The organism is Mycolicibacterium mageritense (assembly GCF_010727475.1).
Taxonomy (GTDB): Bacteria; Actinomycetota; Actinomycetes; order Mycobacteriales; family Mycobacteriaceae; genus Mycobacterium; species Mycobacterium mageritense.
This window is the reverse complement of sequence record NZ_AP022567.1, coordinates 3,213,774-3,232,103: the sequence shown is the minus strand read 5'-3', so window position 1 is coordinate 3,232,103 and position 18,330 is coordinate 3,213,774. Positions and strand designations below refer to the sequence as shown.

Below are 18,330 nucleotides of genomic sequence, written 5' to 3'. Positions count from 1 at the left end.
AAACCCGCGGACACGGGGCGGGGCTACCGATTCGACGCGTCGCGCAAGGCTCCGGCGAACTGGTCGAGATCCTCGGCAGTAGTGTCGACATGCGGCGAGATGCGGAGCACGGGCTTGGTCATCTCAAAGGGCGCTCGGGCGAGTTCGCATGCCGTGGTAACGATTCCGCGTTCGGCGATAAGCCACGCCCGCACCGAAACCGGATCGGCACCGTCGGTCGGCTCGAGCGTGGTGATCGCGGTCGGCTCGTCGGCCGGCTCGACGACGCGCCAGCCGGACGTATCGGCGAGCACCTGCCGCGACAGCCGCCCGACCTCGGCCAGCCTCGCGCGCACGGCCTCGGGGCCCGCGGCCAGGTGCTCACCGAGCGCAACCGAGTAGCCGATCCGGGCCGCCTCGTTGTGCTCGCCCTGCGCGAGTTTCTCCAAGACGGACATCGGCACCCCCCAGTCCGCGGGCGGCACAGGCGGTTCCAGCCGTGACGCCAGCTCCGGGCGGATTGCCAGCACGCCGACGCCGCGCGGCCCGGCGATCCATTTGCGCGACGACGAGTACACCGCGTCGGGTTCGACGTTGCAGTCCAGATGCCCGAGCGCCTGGGCGGCGTCCACCACGATCGGGATACCTTCCGCGCGGCACACCGCGACGATCTCGGCCAGCGGCTGGGCGACACCCCGCTGGCTGGCCAGCGCGGTCAGGTGCACCAGCGCCGGGGGATCAGCGGCGAGCGCACGTGCGGCATCGTCGACGACCAACCGGCCGTCGGAGTCGACGGGCAGGGCACGCACCTGAAAACCGTTGGCCGCCATGATCGCCAGGTTCGGGCCGAACTCGCCCGGCAGGCATGCCAGCGTCCGCTCTCCCACCCAGCTGCCGAGCAGCAACTCGAGAGCGTGGCCCGAACCGGACGTGTAGATGACGTCGGACGCGGCGAGGCCGGTCAGTGCGGCCACCGCGGCACGCCCCGCATCGAGCACGGGGGCCGCGGCGTCGGCCGCGACATAGCCGCCCACCTCGGCCTCGTGACGCGCGTGGGTCGCGGTCGCGTCGATCACCGCGAAGCTCTGCCGTGAGCACGCGCCGCTGTCGAAGTGCAGGCCGGCGACCTTAGGGCGGGCATCCCGCCACTGCTGGGCGAGACTCATTTCACCGCCAGCGTCAGGCCGAAGTCGCCGGCGGCGTCAGTCCACCAATGCGTCTGCCGCAGACCGGCTTTCGCCAACTCCGCGGCCACGCCATCGGAACGGAACTTGCACGACACCTCGGTGAGCATCTCTTCTCCCGCCGCGTACGCAACATCGAGGTCGAGCGCCGCGACCCTGACCCGCTGGGCGCTGCGGGCCCTCAGCCACATCTCGATGCGCTCCTCGGTGTCGTTCCAGCGCGCCACGTGCTCGAAGGCCCCGAGGTCGAAGTCGGCGTCGAGCTCACGGTTCACCACGGCCAGCACGTTGCGGTTGAATTCCGCCGTGACACCGGCACTGTCGTCGTACGCGCGGACCAACCGGCCGGTGTCCTTCACCAGATCGGTGCCCAGCAGCAGGCTGTCGCCGGGTTGCAGCGTGTCGGCGAGGGTTTCCAGGAACTCCGCGCGGGGGCCAGGCGTCAGGTTGCCGATGGTCGAGCCGAGGAAGATCACCAACCGCCGGCCGACCCGCGGGATCTTGCCGAGATGTTCCTCGAAATCACCACATACCGCGTCGATCTCGATGCCGGAGTATTCACGGCCGATGGCCTTGCCCGCGGCCTGCAGCACCCCGGCATCGACGTCGAACGGGATGAACCGGCGCAGCTGACCGCCGTCGCGCATGGCATCGAGCAGCATCCGCGTCTTCTCCGACGTGCCGCTGCCCAGCTCCACGAGCGTGTCTGCGCCGGCGGCCGCGGCGATCTCAGCGGAACGGTCCCGCAGGATCTGGGCCTCGGTGCGGGTCGGGTAGTACTCGGGCAGCCGCGTGATCTGGTCGAACAGGTCGCTGCCCACCGAGTCGTAGAACCACTTGGGCGGCAACTCTTTCGGCGTCTTGGTCAGACCGTCGCGCACATCGCGACGCAGCGCGGCGGCCGCGGAATCGGCCGCGAGGTAGTTCGACAGCGTGAACGTCATGGCGTGCCTTTCATGGGGGTGAGCTCGACGTGACCGTCGCGCACCGTCACCAGGTGCCGGTCGGGGATGTCCTGCCAGGCGGGATCGTCATCGTAGGGTTCACTGGCGAGCACCACGCCGTCGTCGCAACGCAGCATCGACAGGGTATCGCCCCAGGTGGTGGCCAGAAGGCAGGAACCGTTGGCCGCCAGGATGTTCAGCCGCGCGTTCGGATCCGATGCGCCTACCTCGGCGACAGTGTCACCCAACGCGTCGAGGCCCCTGGAGAAGATCAGCGCCGCCAGCAACGCGCTGTCCACGGTAGATTCTGCGAGCGCCGAAAGCGGCAGCACCGCGCGGTCGACCACGCCGTTGTGCGACAACAGCCACTGCCCGTCGCTGAACGGCGCCGACGCCGACGGCTCGATCGGCATCCCGATGGTCGCCGAGCGCACCGCGGCGACCACGCAACCACTGCGAAGGGCCGGCGCGACCGACGCGAACGACGCGTCACCCCACAGCGGCTTGTCGCTGCGCCAACGCCTGGGCACACCGTCGTCGAAAAAGCCTGCGCCCCAACCGTCGGCGTTCATCAAGCCGTGCTTCTGCCGTCGTGGCGCATAGGACTGCACCAACAGGCTCTGCGGTGGGTCGAGCATCAACGCGGCCACCGACCGCGGCGCTCCGAGCCAGCCCAGATGCCTACACATCCCATGCCAACCGGACGCCGGAGAAGATCTGCCGCCGAATGGGGTGGTCCCAGTTGCGGAAGCTCGGCCGCAGGATGCCTGGCGCAACGGCCCACGATCCGCCCCGCAGCACCCGGTAGTCACCGTCGAAGAACGGCTCGGTGTAGCGGTCGTAGACCATCGGGGTGAAGCCGGGCCACGGCCGCAGTGGCGACGTCGTCCATTCCCAGACGTCACCCAGCATCTGCTCGGCGCCATAGGCCGATGCGCCCGCGGGATAGGCGCCGACGGGCGCGGGCCGCAGTGCGTCGCCCCCCAGGTTGGCCAGTCGGCGATCAGGTTCCGCAGTGCCCCAAGGGAATCGGCGGCGGGCACCCGCAACCGGATCCCACGCGGCCGCCTTCTCCCATTCGATCTCCGTGGGCAGCCGCGCTCCGGCCCACGCGGCGAACGCCTCGGCTTCGAAGAACGTGACGTGCTGGACAGGTTCGTCGGCCGGGATCGGCTCGACGTGCCCGAACCGCACGCGCGAGCCGTCGGGGTTCCAGAACTGCGGCGCGACCAGGCCGGCCTCCTGCCGGTGCGCCCAGCCCCGTTCGGACCACCAGCGCGACTGCTGATATCCGCCGTCGTCGATGAAGTCACGCCATTCGGCGTTGGTGACCGGGACGCGGCCGATCCGGAACGACGGCACGTCGACGGTGTGGGCCGGACGCTCGTTGTCCAACGAATGAGGTTCGGCGAGTGCGTCGACCCCGAGCGTGAACGGGCCGCCCGGAACCAGCACCGACGTGCCGGCCACGCCGGGACGTCCGGTGGGCAGCGACGCTCCGGCGTCCAGCAGCGCGGGGCCCTTCCGCAGGTTCAGGGCCTGCAGCATGGTTTCGTCGTGCTGGTTCTCGTGGCTGATCACCAACCCGAAGTTGAACCCGGCGTCATCGGCCGGCAGCGCGTCGAGGGCGTCCAGGGCTTTGGAGCGCACGGTGGCGCAGTACGCGCGGGCGTCGGCCGGCGGCAGCAGCGGCAGGCTGACTCGGCTCGCGCGCGAATGCACGAACGCGTCATACAGCCGGTCCACCTCGGGCGTCAGCATGCCGGGCCGGTCGGGGTTGCCGCCGCGCAACAGCCACAGTTCTTCCTGCTGGCCGATGTGCGCCAGATCCCACACCAGCGGGCTCATCAGCGGGTCGTATTGACGATGCAGCTCGGCGTCGTCGAAGTCGACCAGGCGCAGCGTGCGCTCGCGGGCCCGGATGAGTTCGCGGGCCAAGGTCTCGCGTGTGCTCACAGCTCACCTTCCGCCAGTTGCCGCACAGCGGGGGCGATTCCGTGAGCCACCACCCGGTCGGCGAAGTCGTCGGCCGGACTGCGGCCCTGTTCGACCGAACGCACCAATTGCCCCATCGATTCCGCGAGTTCGGCCGGGGCCCGTTCGGCCGCGGCCTGCACACACGTGACCGCGGCGGCGTGCAGACGCCGGTCGGCGAGGCCGACCCGGGCGGCCCGGTCCCACGCATCGGCCACCGGCGCCGTGGCCTCGGTGGCTGTCGCGGTCGCATCGGAGTCGTCGAGCAGCGTCGTGAGGGTGAACACCACCGCGGGCCACAGCGCGTCGGGCACGCTGTCGAGATAGCGGATCTCCAACCATCGGCGCGGCCGCACCGGCGGGAACAGTGTCGTCAGGTGGTAGTCGAGGTCCGCTTCGGTCGGCCGGCGCCCACCCAGCACCGCCCGTCCGTCGGCCCAATCGGCGAACGGAACCCAATTGGTCACGGGCAGCGCCTCGGGCGCATGAACGAGCATGACGGGGGCCCGCAGCGCGTACCGCGCCCAGTCGCTGGCCGGGTCGTCGTCGCCGCCGAGGATCGGCCCGCAGCGCGCCGAGTCGAGCTGGCCCCACACCCACTGGCGCGTCGAGTTCCAGCCGGTGAACCGGGCGCCCAGCAGCGGCGAGTTGGCGGTCACGGCAATCATGGTGGGGCCCAATGCATGTGCGAGCTTCACCCGCTCGGCCCAGCCCTCCTGCGGGCCCGCGTCGAGGTTGACCTGAACCGAGGCCGTCGCCGTCATCATCGCGGCGCCCGCCTCTGCGGTGCCGCTGGCCGCGAAGAAGCGCTCCATGGCCTGGTAGCGGGGACCGGGGTTGACGCGCTGCGTGGGCCGCAGCGGGTCGGTGCCGAGCAGCACCAACCCGAGACCCCGCCGCGCGAAGGCCGCCCGCAGCGCCGCCCGGTCGGCCAGCAGCCCGATGATGGCCTCCGGAGCCGCGTCGGCCGGTGGGCCGGACAGCTCGACGGCACCGCCGGGTTCGACCGTGATGCGGCTGCCGCCCGGCAGCGCGGGCACGCTCGCGATGGCGTCGGACAACTCCTCCCAGCCGGGACGGCGCATCGGGTCCGTCAGGTCGAAGCAGTGTGCTTCGATCTCCAGACCCACCCGTCCCACCGGACCGGCCTGCAGGCAGTGACTGCCGATGTACTCGGCGGCTTGGGCGGCGCTGGTGAACTCTCCTAGGGCAGGCTCGCGCGGGCGTGAGCGCATGGGCAGGGTCATGGCGTGTATCCCTCCCAGTCCGGACCGGCGCCGATCCTTCTGGTTGGCGGCACGGCGGCCGTCTGGCCGCCACTTCCCCATCTATCTTCCAGAGAGGACCGACAAATTCCCGTTTTCAGTGATGACGCGTTGGTGACGGATACCCGAACTGCGGCCCGACCACAGCCTGCGGCTGCTACTGACCCAGGCTGTTCTGCATTGCGCCCGCCAGCACGTTGACCGCGGGGCCGCCGTTGCCAGACTGGCACACCTTGGCCTGTAGCAGGACATTCTCGCGTTTGCGGGTGGTGTTGAAGCAGCGGCGGTCGGTACCGGCCTCCTGCTTGACCCAGTCGGCGTCGGTCGCACTCGCGGGCCCTCCGGTGAAGGTCCACACCTGGGTGACGAAATTGTCCAGATGCATCGGGGTGGTCTGCCCCGAACAGCCCACGGTGCGGTCGACGACCCGGTGGAACGCGCGGTCGGCGGCGTCGCCGTCGGCGAAAACCCCGACCGCCTGCTTGACGTAATGGTTCTGGTCGTTGGCCGAGGTCTGGGTGGTGGCCGAGTTGAACGACGCCAGGTCGGGATCGTTGTACACCTCGGGCAGTCCGATGTCGGCCCAGTTGTTGCACACCGGGTTTTCCACGGAGAAGGCCTGGAACGGATCGTTGGATTCCGATTCCCACGTCATCGGGGCGCCCACGATGTTGCCGACCGAACCCTTCGGCAGCACCGCGTAGGACACCACACCCGGGTCGGACGGACGGGCACCGGCGGGTGCCGCGAGGGCAAGCGCTAGACCGGCCACCCCGAGACCCACAGTCACGGCACGCATGACCTTGATGATGCCATTCAGTACACGGTGCGAGTGCAATAGGTCCGGGCCGGCGACGGGTACGGCCATGCGAAATGGCCGGATTCGGTGGGGCACGCGGACTGGTCCCGGACGTCGAGCCGCTGTGTCACCTGCACCAGCACACCCTGGCCGCGATCAGCGCAATTGGCCAGCTCGACCACACCCATCGGAACGCCCATCTCGTAGCAATGGTCGGCGACGAGGTTGGGCACCAGGCACAGCCGGGCCGTCGCCGGATCGGCCAGCTTCGCGGCCAGATGCTGGTACTCCGAACTCGGGCACTGCCCTTCCTCCGAGGCGATCGCACCGACGGTGTAGCTCGGATCCTCGCTGCAGGCCACCTTGGCGGCCTGCACCGGCGCGGGCTCCGACGGCTCCGGCACGGGCACGCTGACGCAGTCGCCGACGGCGAACACCGGGGCGGTGCCGCGGTGTGGCCCGGTGGCGGCGCAACCGGTCATCACACCCAGCGCCGCGACAAGCGCGACAACGAGCCCCCGATTCCGCGTCATGGTTAGCGAGAATCTCACGCCGGGCGCCGGGCGGCCAGCGGTTGGGACAAAAATGCAGGCGCCCCGGTCGTCGTAACGGCGACCGGGGCGTCCATCGGGCTGCAGATGTGGTCTAGGCGGTGCTGTTCGCGGCCTGGCATTCCGGGCACACGCCCCAGAACACGACTTCGGCTTCGTCGACCGTGAAGCCCGCGAGTTCGGACGGTTCCAGGCACGGAGCGTGCCCCACCGCGCAGTCGACGTCGGCCACCCGGCCGCACACCCGGCACACCAGGTGGTGATGGTTGTCGGTGGCCCGGGTCTCGTAGCGGGCCGACGAGCCTGCCGGCTCGATGCGCCGCACCAGGCCCGCGTTGACGCAGGCCCGCAGTACGTCGTAAACGGCTTGGGTCGACACCGAGCCGAGGGTTTGTCGCACGCGGCCGGCCACATCATCTGCAGTCGAATGTGGTTCGGCGGCGAGCGCCTCGAGCACCGCGACCCGCGGTGCCGTGACCCGTAGCCCCACGGCCCGCAATCGGGCCCTGGGGTCGTGGTCATGCACCGCGGTCACGGTTCCAGTATGCGCCCTTTCTGGAATGAGTCAAAAGAAAGTGGGCGTGATCACGGTCGTGCCGGCGCGGCGGTCGACGGCGCCTCCGGACGCTCGGCAGGCGGGCGGAAGCCGGGCCCACCGGGACCGAAGTCGGGACCACCCGGGCCGAACATGCCCGGACCGAGCTGCCCCATCGGAGGCGGGCCGCCGCGGTGGAACATCATCATGCCGGGCCGGTCGTGGAACCCGCCGCCGCCGCGAGGATGGCCGCCGTCGGAATGGGCACCGAGGAAGAAGCCCGTGCCGAACACCACGGCGACGATGAAGACGATGCCCGCGGTGATCCCCACCCAGGCCGCGGTCTGCATGAGCCGGCTCGGCCGGCGTGGCTCCTGGACGACGGGCTGTTGCGTGACCGGCGGCGTGACCGGCGCAGCCGCGACCGGTTCGGAAGTGGCCACCGGCGTGGTGGCGGGCTCGGACGAGGACGGTGTATCTGTCATGTTCCTGAGCATGCGAGCCGTACTCAGGTGGTGATCAAGAATGCGCTATGAATCAGCTGTGAAAGGAGCGGCTATTCCCACGGCTTGAACGGGTTCACCGCGTACTGGATGACCCGGTACGGCGTGCCGCCGCGCGGCGTGGTGTTCCACTGGCTGATGAACACCCGGACCGCGTCGAGCGTGGATCCCGGGGAGATGTACCCGCCGTACGGCTGCGCGAGCCGGTTGTCGTCCGGCAGCGAATCCACGGGATCGGGCCATTCGCCCGCGAAGACCACGGTCGTGACGGGCGCGGTGCCCAGGCCCGTCGGGTCGTAGGCGACCCGCACCTCCATGTTGCCGTTGCTCGCGTTGAAGTACGACAGCACGGGCTTGCCGTCGATCTGCTTGATGCTCATCTCGCCGACCCGGTCGCCCCACAGCGCGGTCGGCGGCTTGCCCCAACCGCCTGACGACGACCAGCCCTGCCAGGCAGAGCGATCGGTGAAGGCCTGCGGCGTCACGCGGTACAGGAACACCGGCCCGCTGCGGTCGAAGTTGTTGGCGACGATGTACACCCAGCCGCTCTGCGACTCGGCCGTCGGCACGGGGTCGTAATAGCCACTGATCTGCGACTGGCCGCCGCCCTGGTAGTTCGCGGGCCGCACCGAGCCGGGCACGGTCTGCCAATTGCCCCGGGAGGCATCGGCTTTCACCAACCGCGAGTCCTGCGGGACGAGGTTTTTGGTGGTGCTCACCATGATGTAGTTGTCGCGGTTGATGGAGACCACGCCCGCGGGCAGCTGCGAGCTGCCGGGCGGGGTCTTGTCGGCCAGCAGCGGCGTGCCCACGCCGCCACCGGTGACACCGTCGTAGCGGATGCCCGCCGGATCGTCGATCGAATCGGGGTCGACATGCAGTGCTATCGGCGAATACCAGCCGCCGAATCCCACGGCCTGACCGGCGAAGCTGTCGCCGCAGACCTGCAGCACGCGGCTCGGGAATTCCATGAACTCACACAGGTCGGTCGCGCCGATGCCGTAATCCCCCGTAGGGGTTCCGGTTCCGGCAGCGGGCCCGATCAGGGTCACCTGGCCGGGGGCCAGCGGCGGAAGCGTCGGCTCGGGAAACGGCCAGGGCGGGTTGGCATGCGCGGCGGGCGCCTGCCACAACGCCACGGCGACCGCGACGGCGGCGAATCTGCGGGCCGGCGACACCCGCCGTCAGAGCTCGGCGGCCAGCAGTTCGGCGATCTGAATGGTGTTCAGCGCCGCACCTTTTCGCAGGTTGTCGCCCGACACGAACAGGGCGAGACCACGTCCGTCGGGCACCCCCGGATCCTGGCGGATCCGGCCGACGAGGGACTCGTCGACCCCGGCGGCCGCAAGCGGCGTCGGCACGTCGACCAGCTTGACGCCCGGCGCATCGGCCAGCAGTTCCTTGGCGCGCTCAACCGAAAGCGGCTGGGCGAACTCGGCGTTGATCGACAGCGAGTGCCCGGTGAACACCGGAACCCGCACGCACGTGCCGCTCACCAGAAGGTCCGGGATGCCGAGGATCTTGCGGCTCTCGTTGCGCAGCTTCTGGTCCTCGTCGGTCTCGCCGGAGCCGTCGTCGACGAGCGATCCGGCCAGCGGGACGACGTTGAACGCAATGGGCGCAACGTATTTCACCGGCTCGGGATACTCCAGGGCCGATCCGTCGTGCACGAGCGCCTCGGCACCGTCCACCACCGCGCGCGTCTGCGACGCGAGCTCCTCGACGCCGGCCAGACCGCTGCCCGAGACTGCCTGGTAGCTCGACACGATCAGGCGGGTCAGGCCGGCCTCTTCGTGGAGCACCTTGAGCACCGGCATCGCGGCCATGGTGGTGCAGTTCGGGTTGGCGATGATGCCCTTGGGCCGTGTCCCGGCATCTCGGGTGAAGTTGACCTCGGAGACCACGAGCGGAACGTCGGGATCCTTGCGCCAGGCCGACGAGTTGTCGACGACGACGGCGCCGGCCGCGGCGAACCGCGGGGCCTGCACGCGCGACATCGTGGCGCCCGCCGAGAACAGCGCGATGTCCAGCCCGGACGGGTCGGCGGTCTCGCTGTTCTCGACCTCGATCTCCTGACCGCGGAACGTCAACTTCTTGCCTTCGGACCGCGCGGACGCAAAGAACCGCACGGAGCTGGCCGGGAAGTCCCGCTCCTCCAGCAGCGCGCGCATGACCTGGCCGACCTGGCCGGTCGCGCCGACCACACCGATGTTGACCATCTGCCTACCGTCCCGTTCCGCCGTACACGACGGCCTCGTCCTCGCCGCCGAGGCCGAACGCCTCGTGCAGTGCGGCGACGGCCTTGTCCAGCTCGGTGTCCTTGACCAGCACCGAGATGCGGATCTCGGAGGTGGAGATCAGGTCGATGTTGACACCGACCTCGGCCAGCGCCTCACAGAACGTCGCGGTCACACCCGGATGGCTGCGCATGCCCGCGCCGACCAGTGACACCTTGCCGATGTGGTCGTCGTAGAGCACCTGGCTGAAGCCGATCTCCTCCTTGAGCGCGGTCAGCTTCTCGACCGCACCCGGCCCGCTCTCGCGCGAGCACGTGAACGTGATGTCGGTCTTGCCGTCCTCGATCTTGGAGATGTTCTGCAGCACCATGTCGATGTTGACGTCGGCCTCGGCGACCGCGCGGAACACCTTGGCGGCGTAGCCGGGCACGTCGGGCAGCGCCACCACGGTGACCTTGGCCTCGCTGCGGTCGTGGGCTACTCCGGTCAGGATGGCGTCTTCCATGGGGATGTCCTCGATCGATCCTTTGACGATGGTGCCGGGCTTGTCCGAGTACGACGAGCGCACATGGATCGGAACGTTGTACCGACGGGCGTATTCGACGCAGCGCAGCATCAAGACCTTGGCGCCGCAGGCCGCCATCTCCAGCATCTCCTCGAAGGAGACGGTGTCCAGGTGGCGCGCGTTGGGCACGATGCGCGGGTCGGCCGTGAAGATGCCGTCGACGTCGGTGTAGATCTCGCAGACGTCGGCGTCCAGCGCCGCGGCCAGGGCGACGGCGGTGGTGTCCGAGCCGCCGCGGCCGAGCGTGGTGACGTCCTTGCTGTCCTGGCTCACGCCCTGGAAGCCGGCGACCAGCACGATCTGGCCCTCGTCGAGCGCATCGCGCAGCCGGCCGGGGGTGACGTCGATGATCTTGGCGTTGCCGTGCGTACCGGTGGTGATCACGCCGGCCTGCGAGCCGGTGAACGAGCGGGCCTGCGCACCGAGGGACTCGATGGCCATGGCGACCAGCGCGTTGGAGATGCGCTCACCGGCCGTGAGCAGCATGTCCATCTCGCGCGCCGGGGGCGCCGGGGACACCTGGCGGGCCAGGTCCAGCAGGTCGTCGGTGGTGTCGCCCATGGCGGACACGACCACGACGACGTCGTTGCCCGCCTTCTTGGTTTCCACGATGCGCTCGGCGACGCGTCGGATCCGCTCGGCATCCGATACCGAGGATCCGCCGTATTTCTGTACGACGAGCGCCACTGTCAAACCTTCCGGGGCGGGTGTTGAGTCCCATCAAGGATAAGGGAGACGCGCACGCGGTTTTGTCCGCCGGTAGCTTGGCCGACGTGCCCGACTCAAGTCGGCTGGCCTCCACCAGCGTGCCGATCCATCCCGACCTCGCCGCTCGCTGGAGCCCGCGCGCGTTCGACCCCGACGCGGTCCTCGCCGACGGCGACCTCACCGCCTTGCTCGAAGCCGCCCGCTGGGCCGCGACGTGGGGGCACCGCCAACCGGTGCGCTTCGTGGTCGGCCTCCGCGGTGCCGACTCTGCTCCTCACGTCCGCGGTGCCGACACCTTCACGACGCTCGCCGCGACCCTCAAACGCGGCAACAGCTACGCGCACGCCGCGAGCGCACTGATCCTGGTGTGCGCCGACGAGGGCGACGACGAGCGGACGGCGCGGTATTCCGGCGTCGATGCCGGGGCGGCGATCGCCAATCTCACGGTCGAGGCCGTTTCGCGCGGCCTGGTCGTGCATCCGATGGCGGGGTTCGACGCCAACGCGGCGCGTGAGGCGTTCGCCATCCCGGACCGCGTACGGCCGCTCGCGATCGTCGCGGTGGGCACACTGGGTTCCTCCTCCGACGAAGCGATCATCGAGCGGGACGGTCGCCCGCGCGAACGGCTGCCGCTCGAGGACATCGCCTTCGGCGGTCGCTGGGGCCGACCACTGGGTTAGAGCGTCCATCAGTTGGTGCCGAGTTACCGCCACATCGTGTCGAGCGACGTGACCGACTGTCCGAGCGCTCGCGCGGTCAACGCCCGTACAGCGCGACGCTCGACGACTTCGAAGCTGGCGCCGACGTGTTCGTGCAGCGCCGCGCGGCCGGCGTCGAGTTGATCGTCGAGCAGCAGATCCACAATCTGCAGATGTTCGGCGATGGTCGCCGCCACACGTTCCTCGGTGACGAAGTCGTACATACGGATGAGCCGGATCCGCCGGTTGATGTTGTCGAGCGCCGCCACCATCGCCCGGTTGCCGGAGGCCGCGCACAGGGCGATATGGAAGGATTCGTCGAGCAGGACCATGTCGCCGTCAGGAGGAGGCGGATCAGCTTCCAGTGCCGCCCACTCGGCACGTACGTTCGCCAATGCGGTCTTGTCGTACCGCAATTGGTCGGTCTCCAGAATTCGGGCGATGCCGCGCAGTTCAATGGTGATGCGCAGCTCGTAGAGGTCGCGGACCCCGGCGATGTCGAGCGCCACCGGGTAGTAGCCGTCAGCGCGACGTTCCAGCATGCCGTCGGCGTGCAACCGCACCAATGCTTCCCGCAACGGTGTACGACTCACGTTGAGCGTCTCGCACAGCTGCGACTCGACGAGCCTGGTGCGGTCGTCGATCTCGCCGACCATGAGCTTCTTGCCGAGGTCCAGGTACACGCGGTCGCGCTGCGACACCGGCTCGTCGACCTTGACCCCGGTCACGTCAGGCCTTTCAGCGCCGTCACGACGTCGACGCTCGTCGCGTGCGCCCCGAACACCCCGCCCTGCATGGTGATCATGTTCAGCGCCGCAACATGATTGGCGTAGTCGGTCGCGCCGGTGGCATCGGACACGGCGAGGCACTCGTAGCCGCGGTCGTTGGCGTCACGCATCGTGGTGTGCACGCACACGTCGGTGGTGATGCCCGTGAAGATGATGTGAGTGATGCCGCTCCGACGCAGAATCAGGTCGAGGTCGGTCGCGTAGAAGCTGCCTTTGCCGGGTTTGTCGATGACGGGTTCCCCTGGGAGTGGCGCCATCTCGGGCACCAGCTGCCAGCCCGGCTCGCCGCGGGTCAGAATGCGGCCGCACGGTCCCGGCGATCCGATCTCGGCGCCGATCTGAGCCGAGCGCCATCGCTTGTTGGCCGGCAGGTCGGACAGATCGGGCCGGTGTCCCTCGCGCGTATGGATGATGAACAGACCGGCCGCGCGGGCCGCCGCGAGAACCTCCTGCGCAGGACCGAGCGGGGTGCGCACCAGCGACAGGTCGTAACCCATGGTGTCGACGTAGCCACCTTCGCCGCAGAAGTCGACCTGCCAGTCGATGTTTATCAATGCGGTTCGGCCACGCGCAATGTCACCGTCGTATGGCCAGACGTAGGGATTGGCGGCGATGGTGATGCTCATGCTTCCGCCGCCAGGGCGGTGCGCGTGACACGGGCCGGCAGGTAGGTCAGTACGGTGAACGCGAGACCACCGACGACCATCGCCACCACCGCATCGGACAGCTGAGGCGCGTAGAGGTGCGTCCCCAGCGCAGCCGCAGCGCCGATCCCCCACGCCGCGAACGGCTTCCAGTGCATCGCCGCGGTTACGCGCCGGTGCGCGAACACCAATTGGTCGAGGATGAGCACGATACCGATCGGCGGAACGAGGACACCCAGGATGTTCAGCCAGGTCGCGAAGTAGGACCAAATTCCCGCGACCGCGGCGATGGTTCCGATGATGCCGAGCACGATCGTCAGCTGCCGCATGGTCTTTCCAGTGATGTTGCCGAAGCCGACGGCCCCGTTGTACAGGCAGTGCGCGCACACGCTGCCGAGGTTGACGAACACGAAGATGATCGCCAGCGGCACCAGGACTCCCCCTGCGCTCACCAGAACGTGCAGGAAGTCCCCGCCCGCGGTGTCGGCCGCAGCCGCCGCACCCAAGGCCACGACGAGCGCACCGACCACTTGAGCGATGAGATAGGCGACCGGAAATGCCGCGAATGCCGCCAGGGCACCCTCTTTGCCGTTGCGGGCCCACCGCGTGAAATCAGCGGTCATCGTTCCTGAGTCGGCGAAGCATGCGAAGACCATCGTCACCGCGACGCCGAAGCTGAACGCGCCGGCCCCGGCTCCACCGCCGTAAGACAGCGCCGAACCCAAACCGTCCGCCGATGCTGCCAGTACCACCGCGACCACGCCGAGCGGGATGAACAGAGCCGAGGCCACCACACCGATCCACGAGATCGCCCGGATTCCGACAAACGTCAGGGCCACGAACAGCACGCCCGCCAACAGCGTGATCCACGGCGCGCTCCATCCCATCGAGAGGTGCAGCGTCGAGCCCACCATGCCGGTCTGAAACGCGAACCAGCCGATGACCAATGCCGACAGGAAGGCCGACACGATGCGGAACCCTTTGGCGCCGAAGGTGTCCGCGGCGGTCAGCGCGAAGTTCTTTCCGGTCCGGCCGGCCAGAAAGCTCAGCGTGCCCACGTAGGCCGCCAGGATGAGGTCGCCGACGAGGATCGCGGCCATTCCGGTCGCGAAGCCCAGGTTGTAGACCACGATGCCGGCAAACACAGCCGAGGTCATGATCATCGGGAAGCCGACCCACACCGCCGACACCGCGAACAGCGATTTTCGCGCAGAAGCCGGAACAGGTTCGCTTTCGTACTCTTCGCCGAGGCCCGCGCGCGCTGTATCCATGGCTGTATACGGTGCGGTATACGAATTTCCCCGGCGTTTCACTCGATGAACGTTCCGTTACGGGGTGCTCACGGCGTCGGGCAGTCGACGTTTACGCGACCGCAACATGCAGAGCCGATTCACGTAACAGAAGCGTCGTCAACTGCCAGGGACCGGCCCGATCGGGCCGCCCACCCTGCAGGAGATGTGTATGGATACAGGAACCACAGCATTCATGTTGTGTTGCATCATCGGGCTCACCCTGATGATTCCCGGGCTCGCGCTGTTCTACGGCGGCATGGTCTCGGTCAAGAGCTCGACCAACATGATGATGATGACGTTCGGCGCGGTCGCCGTCGTGGGTCTGCTCTGGGTGCTCTTCGGGTTCTCGATGGTGTTCGGCACGTCCTACGGTGGTTTCATCGGCAGCTTCACCGAATTCGCCGGGATGACAAACCTTCTCGAGCCGATGACCACGGTCAAGGGACTCCCGGTCAGTTTGTTCTCGATCTTCCAGGCATTGTTCGCGGCCATCACCGTCGCGCTGATCTCCGGTGCGGTCGCCGACCGGATGAAGTTCGGCGCGTGGATGGTCTTCGCGGCGGTGTGGGCCATTCTCGTCTACTTCCCGGTCGCGCACTGGGTCTTCGCGTTCGACGGTGTGGTGACCGAGAACTCGGTCGGCGGCTGGATCGCCAACAAGCTGCACGCGATCGACTTCGCGGGCGGCACCGCCGTGCACATCAACGCGGGCGCGGCCGCCCTGGCCGTCGCCATCAAGTCGGCCATGTTCGGCCAGCTGCGCAAGCCGCACAACGTGCCGTTGACCCTGCTGGGAGCGGGCCTGCTGTGGGCCGGCTGGTACGCGTTCAACGGCGGATCCGCTTTGGCCGCAGGCAATTCGGCCGCGATCGTCATGGTCACGACATTCGTCGCGACCTGTGCGGCGGTGCTGGCCTGGCTGGCGGTCGAGAAGGTCAAGACCGGCCACGTCACCGGTGTCGGCGCGGCGTCCGGCGCCATCACGGGCCTGGTCGCCATCACGCCCGCGTGCGGTGCGGTCACGCCGGTCGGCGCGATCTTCGTCGGCGGGATCGCCGGGGCGGTGTGCGTGTATGCCGTGGGGCTCAAAGAGAAGTTCGGCTACGACGACTCGCTCGACGTCGTCGGCGTCCACCTGGTCGGTGGTGTCGTCGGCACGCTGCTGATCGGTTTCTTCGCGAGTGAAGGCATGCCCAACGCGGTCAGCGGCCTGTTCTACGGCGGCGGCTTCGATCAACTGTGGCGCCAAGCCGTCGCGGCGGGCGCCGTGATGATCTACTCTTTCGTCGTTGCCTACGCGATCGCCTACGTGCTCAAGAAGACCATGGGCATCCGCATATCGCCCGAGGACGAAGAGCAGGGAATCGACACCAAGTTCCACCGCGATTCGGCCTACGAGCTCGAATTCGCCTGATCCCCGAACCCCGGCCCGGTCGCCGATTCCCGACGACCGGTCCGGGGTTTTCTCGGCTCACCAAAGTTTCCTCTCGCGATACGTAGATTCTCACTAAGAGACGAAAGTGCTGGTCACCATGTCCACCGATCTTGCTGCCCTCGCCGAACAGTCCGGCACCACGTTCATCCTCGCGCTGTTCGTCGACCTGCGCGGAAAGCCTTGCGCCAAACTGGTTCCCGTCGAAGCAATCGAGCAGCTGGCCACCGAGGGCGTCGGCTTCGCCGGGTACGCCGCGGGCGCCATGGGGCAGGAACCCAAGGATCCCGACCTGGTCGCGATCCCCGATCCGGACTCGTTCACCCCGATACCGTTCATCAAACCCGGCCTGGCCCTCGTGCACTGCGATCCGCACGTCAACGGGCAACCGTGGCCCTACGCGCCGCGGGTCATCCTCAAGGGCCTGATCCAGCAGGCCGCCGACGCCGGATTCGAACCCTGGGTCGGCGCCGAGGTCGAGTACTTCCTGCTGCGCCGCGACACCGATGGCGCACTCGTCACCGCCGACGCGCACGACACGGCGGCCCAGCCGTGCTACGACGCCCGCGGCGTCACCCGCATGTACGAGCATCTGACCGCGATCTCCACGGCGATGAACACCCTGGGCTGGTCCAACTACGCCAACGATCACGAGGACGGCAACGGCCAGTTCGAGCAGAACTTCCAGTTCGCCGAGGCGCTGGTCACCGCTGACCGCGTGATCACCCTGCGGTACCTGCTGTCGACGATCGCCGCCGAGCGCGGCATGATCGCGACCTTCATGCCCAAACCGTTCGCCGACCGCACCGGCAGCGGGCTGCACCTGCACCTGTCACTGACCAGCGGCGGGGCCCCCGTCTTCCCGGCCGCTACCGACGCGCGCGGCCTGGGCCTGTCCGGCACGGCGTACTCGTTCATCGGCGGCATCCTCGATCACGCGTGCGCGCTGCAGTCCGTGATCGCCCCAACCGTCAACTCCTACAAGCGGACCGGCGCCACCTCGACGGCGTCGGGCGCCTCATGGGCACCACGCAAACCGAGCTACGGAGGTAACGACCGCACGCACTACATCCGGGTGCCCGACAACCAGCGGATCGAGCTGCGCGGCGGCGACGGCGCCGCCAACCCGTACCTGGCCATCGCGGCGGCGCTGGGCGCCGGGCTGGACGGCATCAAGCGCAGTGCGGATCCCGGACAGGTCGGCGCGCAGGGTAGTTCGGTTCTGCCGGCGACCCTGCTGCACGCCGTCGACGCGCTGGAGGCCGACCCCGTGGTCACCGGCGTGCTCGACGTCGCAGGCGATGGCGTGTCGGCTTACTTCGCCGGCATCAAACGCGAGGAGTTCTTCGCCTACCACAGCGCGGTCACGTCCTGGGAGATCGATTCGTACCTGACCGCTTTCTGAGGTCATCGTCGGCGGGAAACCGGGTTTCGGCGCGTGGTTTGCCGAAGAAGATCTGCTGACGTGCCCGTTCTGTCACGTAGGGGCGGCGAAAATACGTTAGACAGGTAGCTGTGAGTGACGTTCCGCTTCTCCGCAACCAGTCCGGCATTGCCCGCGAGCGCGACCCGCAGGCCTCTGCCGACGAGCTCGAGTTCGAGGCGGCGATCGGGCGCAACGTGCGGCAGCTGCGCCAGCAGCATGGGCTGACCGTTGCCGACATGGCGGCCCGCGTCGGCATCTCCAAAGCCATGCTGTCCAAGATCGAGAACGCGCAGACCTCGTGCAGCCTGTCCACGCTGGCGTTGTTGGCCAAGGGCCTCGACGTTCCGGTGACGAGCCTGTTCCGGGGTGCGGACGTGGAACGCCCCGCCGCGTTCGTCAGGGCCGGCACCGGCGCGGAGATCGTGCGCGAGGGCACCCGCGAGGGCCACGAGTACCAGCTGCTGAGTTCGCTGCGCGGCGAGCACAAACGGCTCGAATGCCTGCACGTGACATTGACCGAGACCAGCAAGACCTACCCGTTGTTCCAGCATCCGGGCACCGAGTTCATCTACATGCTCGAGGGCGTGATGGATTACGGCCACAGCCGCTCGGTGTACCGGCTGCAGCCCGGCGACTCGCTCCAGATCGACGGCGAGGGTGCGCACGGACCGGTCGATCTGGTGGAGCTGCCGATCCGGTTTTTGTCGGTCATCGCGTTCCCGGACTCTCAGGTCTGACGAGACGCCTTCGCGCGCCTGAATTTTCGCGCACGTAAGCGGAGCATTTCGCCACGCCCGAGTGGCAGC

The 18,330-nt window shown here is 68.4% G+C and carries 19 protein-coding genes; 4 read left to right on the top strand and 15 right to left on the bottom strand.

Going from position 1 to position 18,330, the window contains the following annotated elements; all coding sequences use genetic code 11:
* Nucleotides 1–23: 23 nt before the first annotated feature.
* From egtE to G6N67_RS15350, 12 genes are all read right to left on the bottom strand, one after another.
* Nucleotides 24–1,145 carry an ergothioneine biosynthesis PLP-dependent enzyme EgtE gene (gene egtE / locus G6N67_RS15405; RefSeq protein ID WP_036431697.1) on the bottom strand — a complete coding sequence of 374 codons (1,122 nt, stop codon included), beginning with the start codon at nucleotides 1,143–1,145 and terminating at the stop codon, nucleotides 24–26.
* A complete protein-coding gene (egtD, locus tag G6N67_RS15400) occupies nucleotides 1,142–2,107 on the bottom strand; it encodes an L-histidine N(alpha)-methyltransferase (RefSeq protein WP_036431695.1) in 966 nt (321 codons plus the stop codon). The genes egtE and egtD overlap by 4 nt, the downstream gene beginning before the upstream one ends.
* Nucleotides 2,104–2,796, bottom strand: coding sequence for an ergothioneine biosynthesis protein EgtC (gene egtC / locus G6N67_RS15395; RefSeq protein ID WP_036431694.1), 693 nt, complete (start codon nucleotides 2,794–2,796; stop codon nucleotides 2,104–2,106). The genes egtD and egtC overlap by 4 nt, the downstream gene beginning before the upstream one ends.
* Nucleotides 2,789–4,063 (bottom strand): ergothioneine biosynthesis protein EgtB, encoded by a 1,275-nt coding sequence (gene egtB, locus G6N67_RS15390; RefSeq protein ID WP_036431691.1) that lies wholly within the window; start codon nucleotides 4,061–4,063, stop codon nucleotides 2,789–2,791. The genes egtC and egtB overlap by 8 nt, the downstream gene beginning before the upstream one ends.
* Nucleotides 4,060–5,328 (bottom strand): ergothioneine biosynthesis glutamate--cysteine ligase EgtA, encoded by a 1,269-nt coding sequence (gene egtA, locus G6N67_RS15385; RefSeq protein WP_036431689.1) that lies wholly within the window; start codon nucleotides 5,326–5,328, stop codon nucleotides 4,060–4,062. The genes egtB and egtA overlap by 4 nt, the downstream gene beginning before the upstream one ends.
* 175 nt (nucleotides 5,329–5,503) lie before the next feature.
* Nucleotides 5,504–6,145 carry a sensor domain-containing protein gene (locus G6N67_RS15380; RefSeq protein ID WP_179976828.1) on the bottom strand — a complete coding sequence of 214 codons (642 nt, stop codon included), beginning with the start codon at nucleotides 6,143–6,145 and terminating at the stop codon, nucleotides 5,504–5,506.
* 17 nt (nucleotides 6,146–6,162) lie between these two features.
* Nucleotides 6,163–6,678 (bottom strand): hypothetical protein, encoded by a 516-nt coding sequence (locus G6N67_RS15375; protein ID WP_036431683.1) that lies wholly within the window; start codon nucleotides 6,676–6,678, stop codon nucleotides 6,163–6,165.
* A gap of 112 nt (nucleotides 6,679–6,790) precedes the next feature.
* Nucleotides 6,791–7,231 carry a Fur family transcriptional regulator gene (locus tag G6N67_RS15370; RefSeq protein ID WP_036431680.1) on the bottom strand — a complete coding sequence of 147 codons (441 nt, stop codon included), beginning with the start codon at nucleotides 7,229–7,231 and terminating at the stop codon, nucleotides 6,791–6,793.
* Between the two features lie 50 nt (nucleotides 7,232–7,281).
* Nucleotides 7,282–7,716: a hypothetical protein gene (locus G6N67_RS15365; RefSeq protein ID WP_081812632.1), complete on the bottom strand. Its 435-nt coding sequence runs from the start codon at nucleotides 7,714–7,716 to the stop codon at nucleotides 7,282–7,284.
* 71 nt (nucleotides 7,717–7,787) lie between these two features.
* Nucleotides 7,788–8,912, bottom strand: a complete 1,125-nt coding sequence (locus tag G6N67_RS15360; RefSeq protein ID WP_163642203.1) for a DUF4185 domain-containing protein — start codon at nucleotides 8,910–8,912, stop codon at nucleotides 7,788–7,790.
* A gap of 6 nt (nucleotides 8,913–8,918) precedes the next feature.
* Entirely contained in the window at nucleotides 8,919–9,953 is a 1,035-nt protein-coding gene (locus G6N67_RS15355) for an aspartate-semialdehyde dehydrogenase (RefSeq protein ID WP_036431672.1), read from the bottom strand.
* Between the two features lie 4 nt (nucleotides 9,954–9,957).
* Nucleotides 9,958–11,223, bottom strand: a complete 1,266-nt coding sequence (locus G6N67_RS15350) for an aspartate kinase (RefSeq protein WP_036431670.1) — start codon at nucleotides 11,221–11,223, stop codon at nucleotides 9,958–9,960.
* 77 nt (nucleotides 11,224–11,300) lie between these two features.
* Here G6N67_RS15350 and G6N67_RS15345 point away from each other — a divergent pair, with 77 nt between their 5' ends.
* Nucleotides 11,301–11,924, top strand: a complete 624-nt coding sequence (locus G6N67_RS15345; RefSeq protein WP_036431668.1) for a nitroreductase family protein — start codon at nucleotides 11,301–11,303, stop codon at nucleotides 11,922–11,924.
* A gap of 23 nt (nucleotides 11,925–11,947) precedes the next feature.
* Here the strand turns inward: G6N67_RS15345 and G6N67_RS15340 are convergent, their stop codons facing one another.
* From G6N67_RS15340 to G6N67_RS15330, 3 genes are read right to left on the bottom strand one after another with little or no spacing between them, the layout of a single operon-like run.
* Nucleotides 11,948–12,670: a GntR family transcriptional regulator gene (locus G6N67_RS15340; protein ID WP_036431666.1), complete on the bottom strand. Its 723-nt coding sequence runs from the start codon at nucleotides 12,668–12,670 to the stop codon at nucleotides 11,948–11,950.
* Nucleotides 12,667–13,356, bottom strand: a complete 690-nt coding sequence (gene biuH, locus G6N67_RS15335) for a biuret amidohydrolase (protein ID WP_036431664.1) — start codon at nucleotides 13,354–13,356, stop codon at nucleotides 12,667–12,669. The genes G6N67_RS15340 and biuH overlap by 4 nt, the downstream gene beginning before the upstream one ends.
* Nucleotides 13,353–14,645: a cytosine permease gene (locus G6N67_RS15330; protein ID WP_036431663.1), complete on the bottom strand. Its 1,293-nt coding sequence runs from the start codon at nucleotides 14,643–14,645 to the stop codon at nucleotides 13,353–13,355. The genes biuH and G6N67_RS15330 overlap by 4 nt, the downstream gene beginning before the upstream one ends.
* Nucleotides 14,646–14,835: 190 nt before the next feature.
* On the opposite strand from G6N67_RS15330, the gene G6N67_RS15325 reads away from it, so the two are divergent.
* The 3 genes from G6N67_RS15325 to G6N67_RS15315 all read left to right on the top strand — a co-directional run bounded on the left by G6N67_RS15325 (nucleotide 14,836) and on the right by G6N67_RS15315 (nucleotide 18,261).
* On the top strand, nucleotides 14,836–16,080 hold the full coding sequence (locus G6N67_RS15325; protein WP_163642200.1) for an ammonium transporter: 1,245 nt from the start codon (nucleotides 14,836–14,838) through the stop codon (nucleotides 16,078–16,080).
* Nucleotides 16,081–16,198: 118 nt separating this feature from the next.
* Nucleotides 16,199–17,503, top strand: a complete 1,305-nt coding sequence (glnT, locus tag G6N67_RS15320) for a type III glutamate--ammonia ligase (RefSeq protein ID WP_036435276.1) — start codon at nucleotides 16,199–16,201, stop codon at nucleotides 17,501–17,503.
* Nucleotides 17,504–17,613: 110 nt separating this feature from the next.
* Complete coding sequence (locus G6N67_RS15315) at nucleotides 17,614–18,261, top strand: type II toxin-antitoxin system RelB family anti-toxin (protein ID WP_036431659.1); 648 nt, start codon at nucleotides 17,614–17,616, stop codon at nucleotides 18,259–18,261.
* Nucleotides 18,262–18,330: the final 69 nt, after the last annotated feature.

Bases quoted from the DNA above. Each gene is read 5' to 3' on its own strand.
- egtE (WP_036431697.1), bottom strand. From the start codon at position 1,145: ATGAGTCTCGCCCAGCAGTGGCGGGATGCCCGCCCTAAGGTCGCCGGC.
- egtD (WP_036431695.1), bottom strand. From the start codon at position 2,107: ATGACGTTCACGCTGTCGAACTACCTCGCGGCCGATTCCGCGGCCGCC.
- egtC (WP_036431694.1), bottom strand. From the start codon at position 2,796: ATGTGTAGGCATCTGGGCTGGCTCGGAGCGCCGCGGTCGGTGGCCGCG.
- egtA (WP_036431689.1), bottom strand. From the start codon at position 5,328: ATGACCCTGCCCATGCGCTCACGCCCGCGCGAGCCTGCCCTAGGAGAG.
- G6N67_RS15380 (WP_179976828.1), bottom strand. From the start codon at position 6,145: ATGCGTGCCGTGACTGTGGGTCTCGGGGTGGCCGGTCTAGCGCTTGCC.
- G6N67_RS15375 (WP_036431683.1), bottom strand. From the start codon at position 6,678: ATGACGCGGAATCGGGGGCTCGTTGTCGCGCTTGTCGCGGCGCTGGGT.
- G6N67_RS15365 (WP_081812632.1), bottom strand. From the start codon at position 7,716: ATGACAGATACACCGTCCTCGTCCGAGCCCGCCACCACGCCGGTGGCC.
- G6N67_RS15355 (WP_036431672.1), bottom strand. From the start codon at position 9,953: ATGGTCAACATCGGTGTGGTCGGCGCGACCGGCCAGGTCGGCCAGGTC.
- biuH (WP_036431664.1), bottom strand. From the start codon at position 13,356: ATGAGCATCACCATCGCCGCCAATCCCTACGTCTGGCCATACGACGGT.
- G6N67_RS15330 (WP_036431663.1), bottom strand. From the start codon at position 14,645: ATGGATACAGCGCGCGCGGGCCTCGGCGAAGAGTACGAAAGCGAACCT.
- G6N67_RS15325 (WP_163642200.1), top strand. From the start codon at position 14,836: ATGGATACAGGAACCACAGCATTCATGTTGTGTTGCATCATCGGGCTC.
- glnT (WP_036435276.1), top strand. From the start codon at position 16,199: ATGTCCACCGATCTTGCTGCCCTCGCCGAACAGTCCGGCACCACGTTC.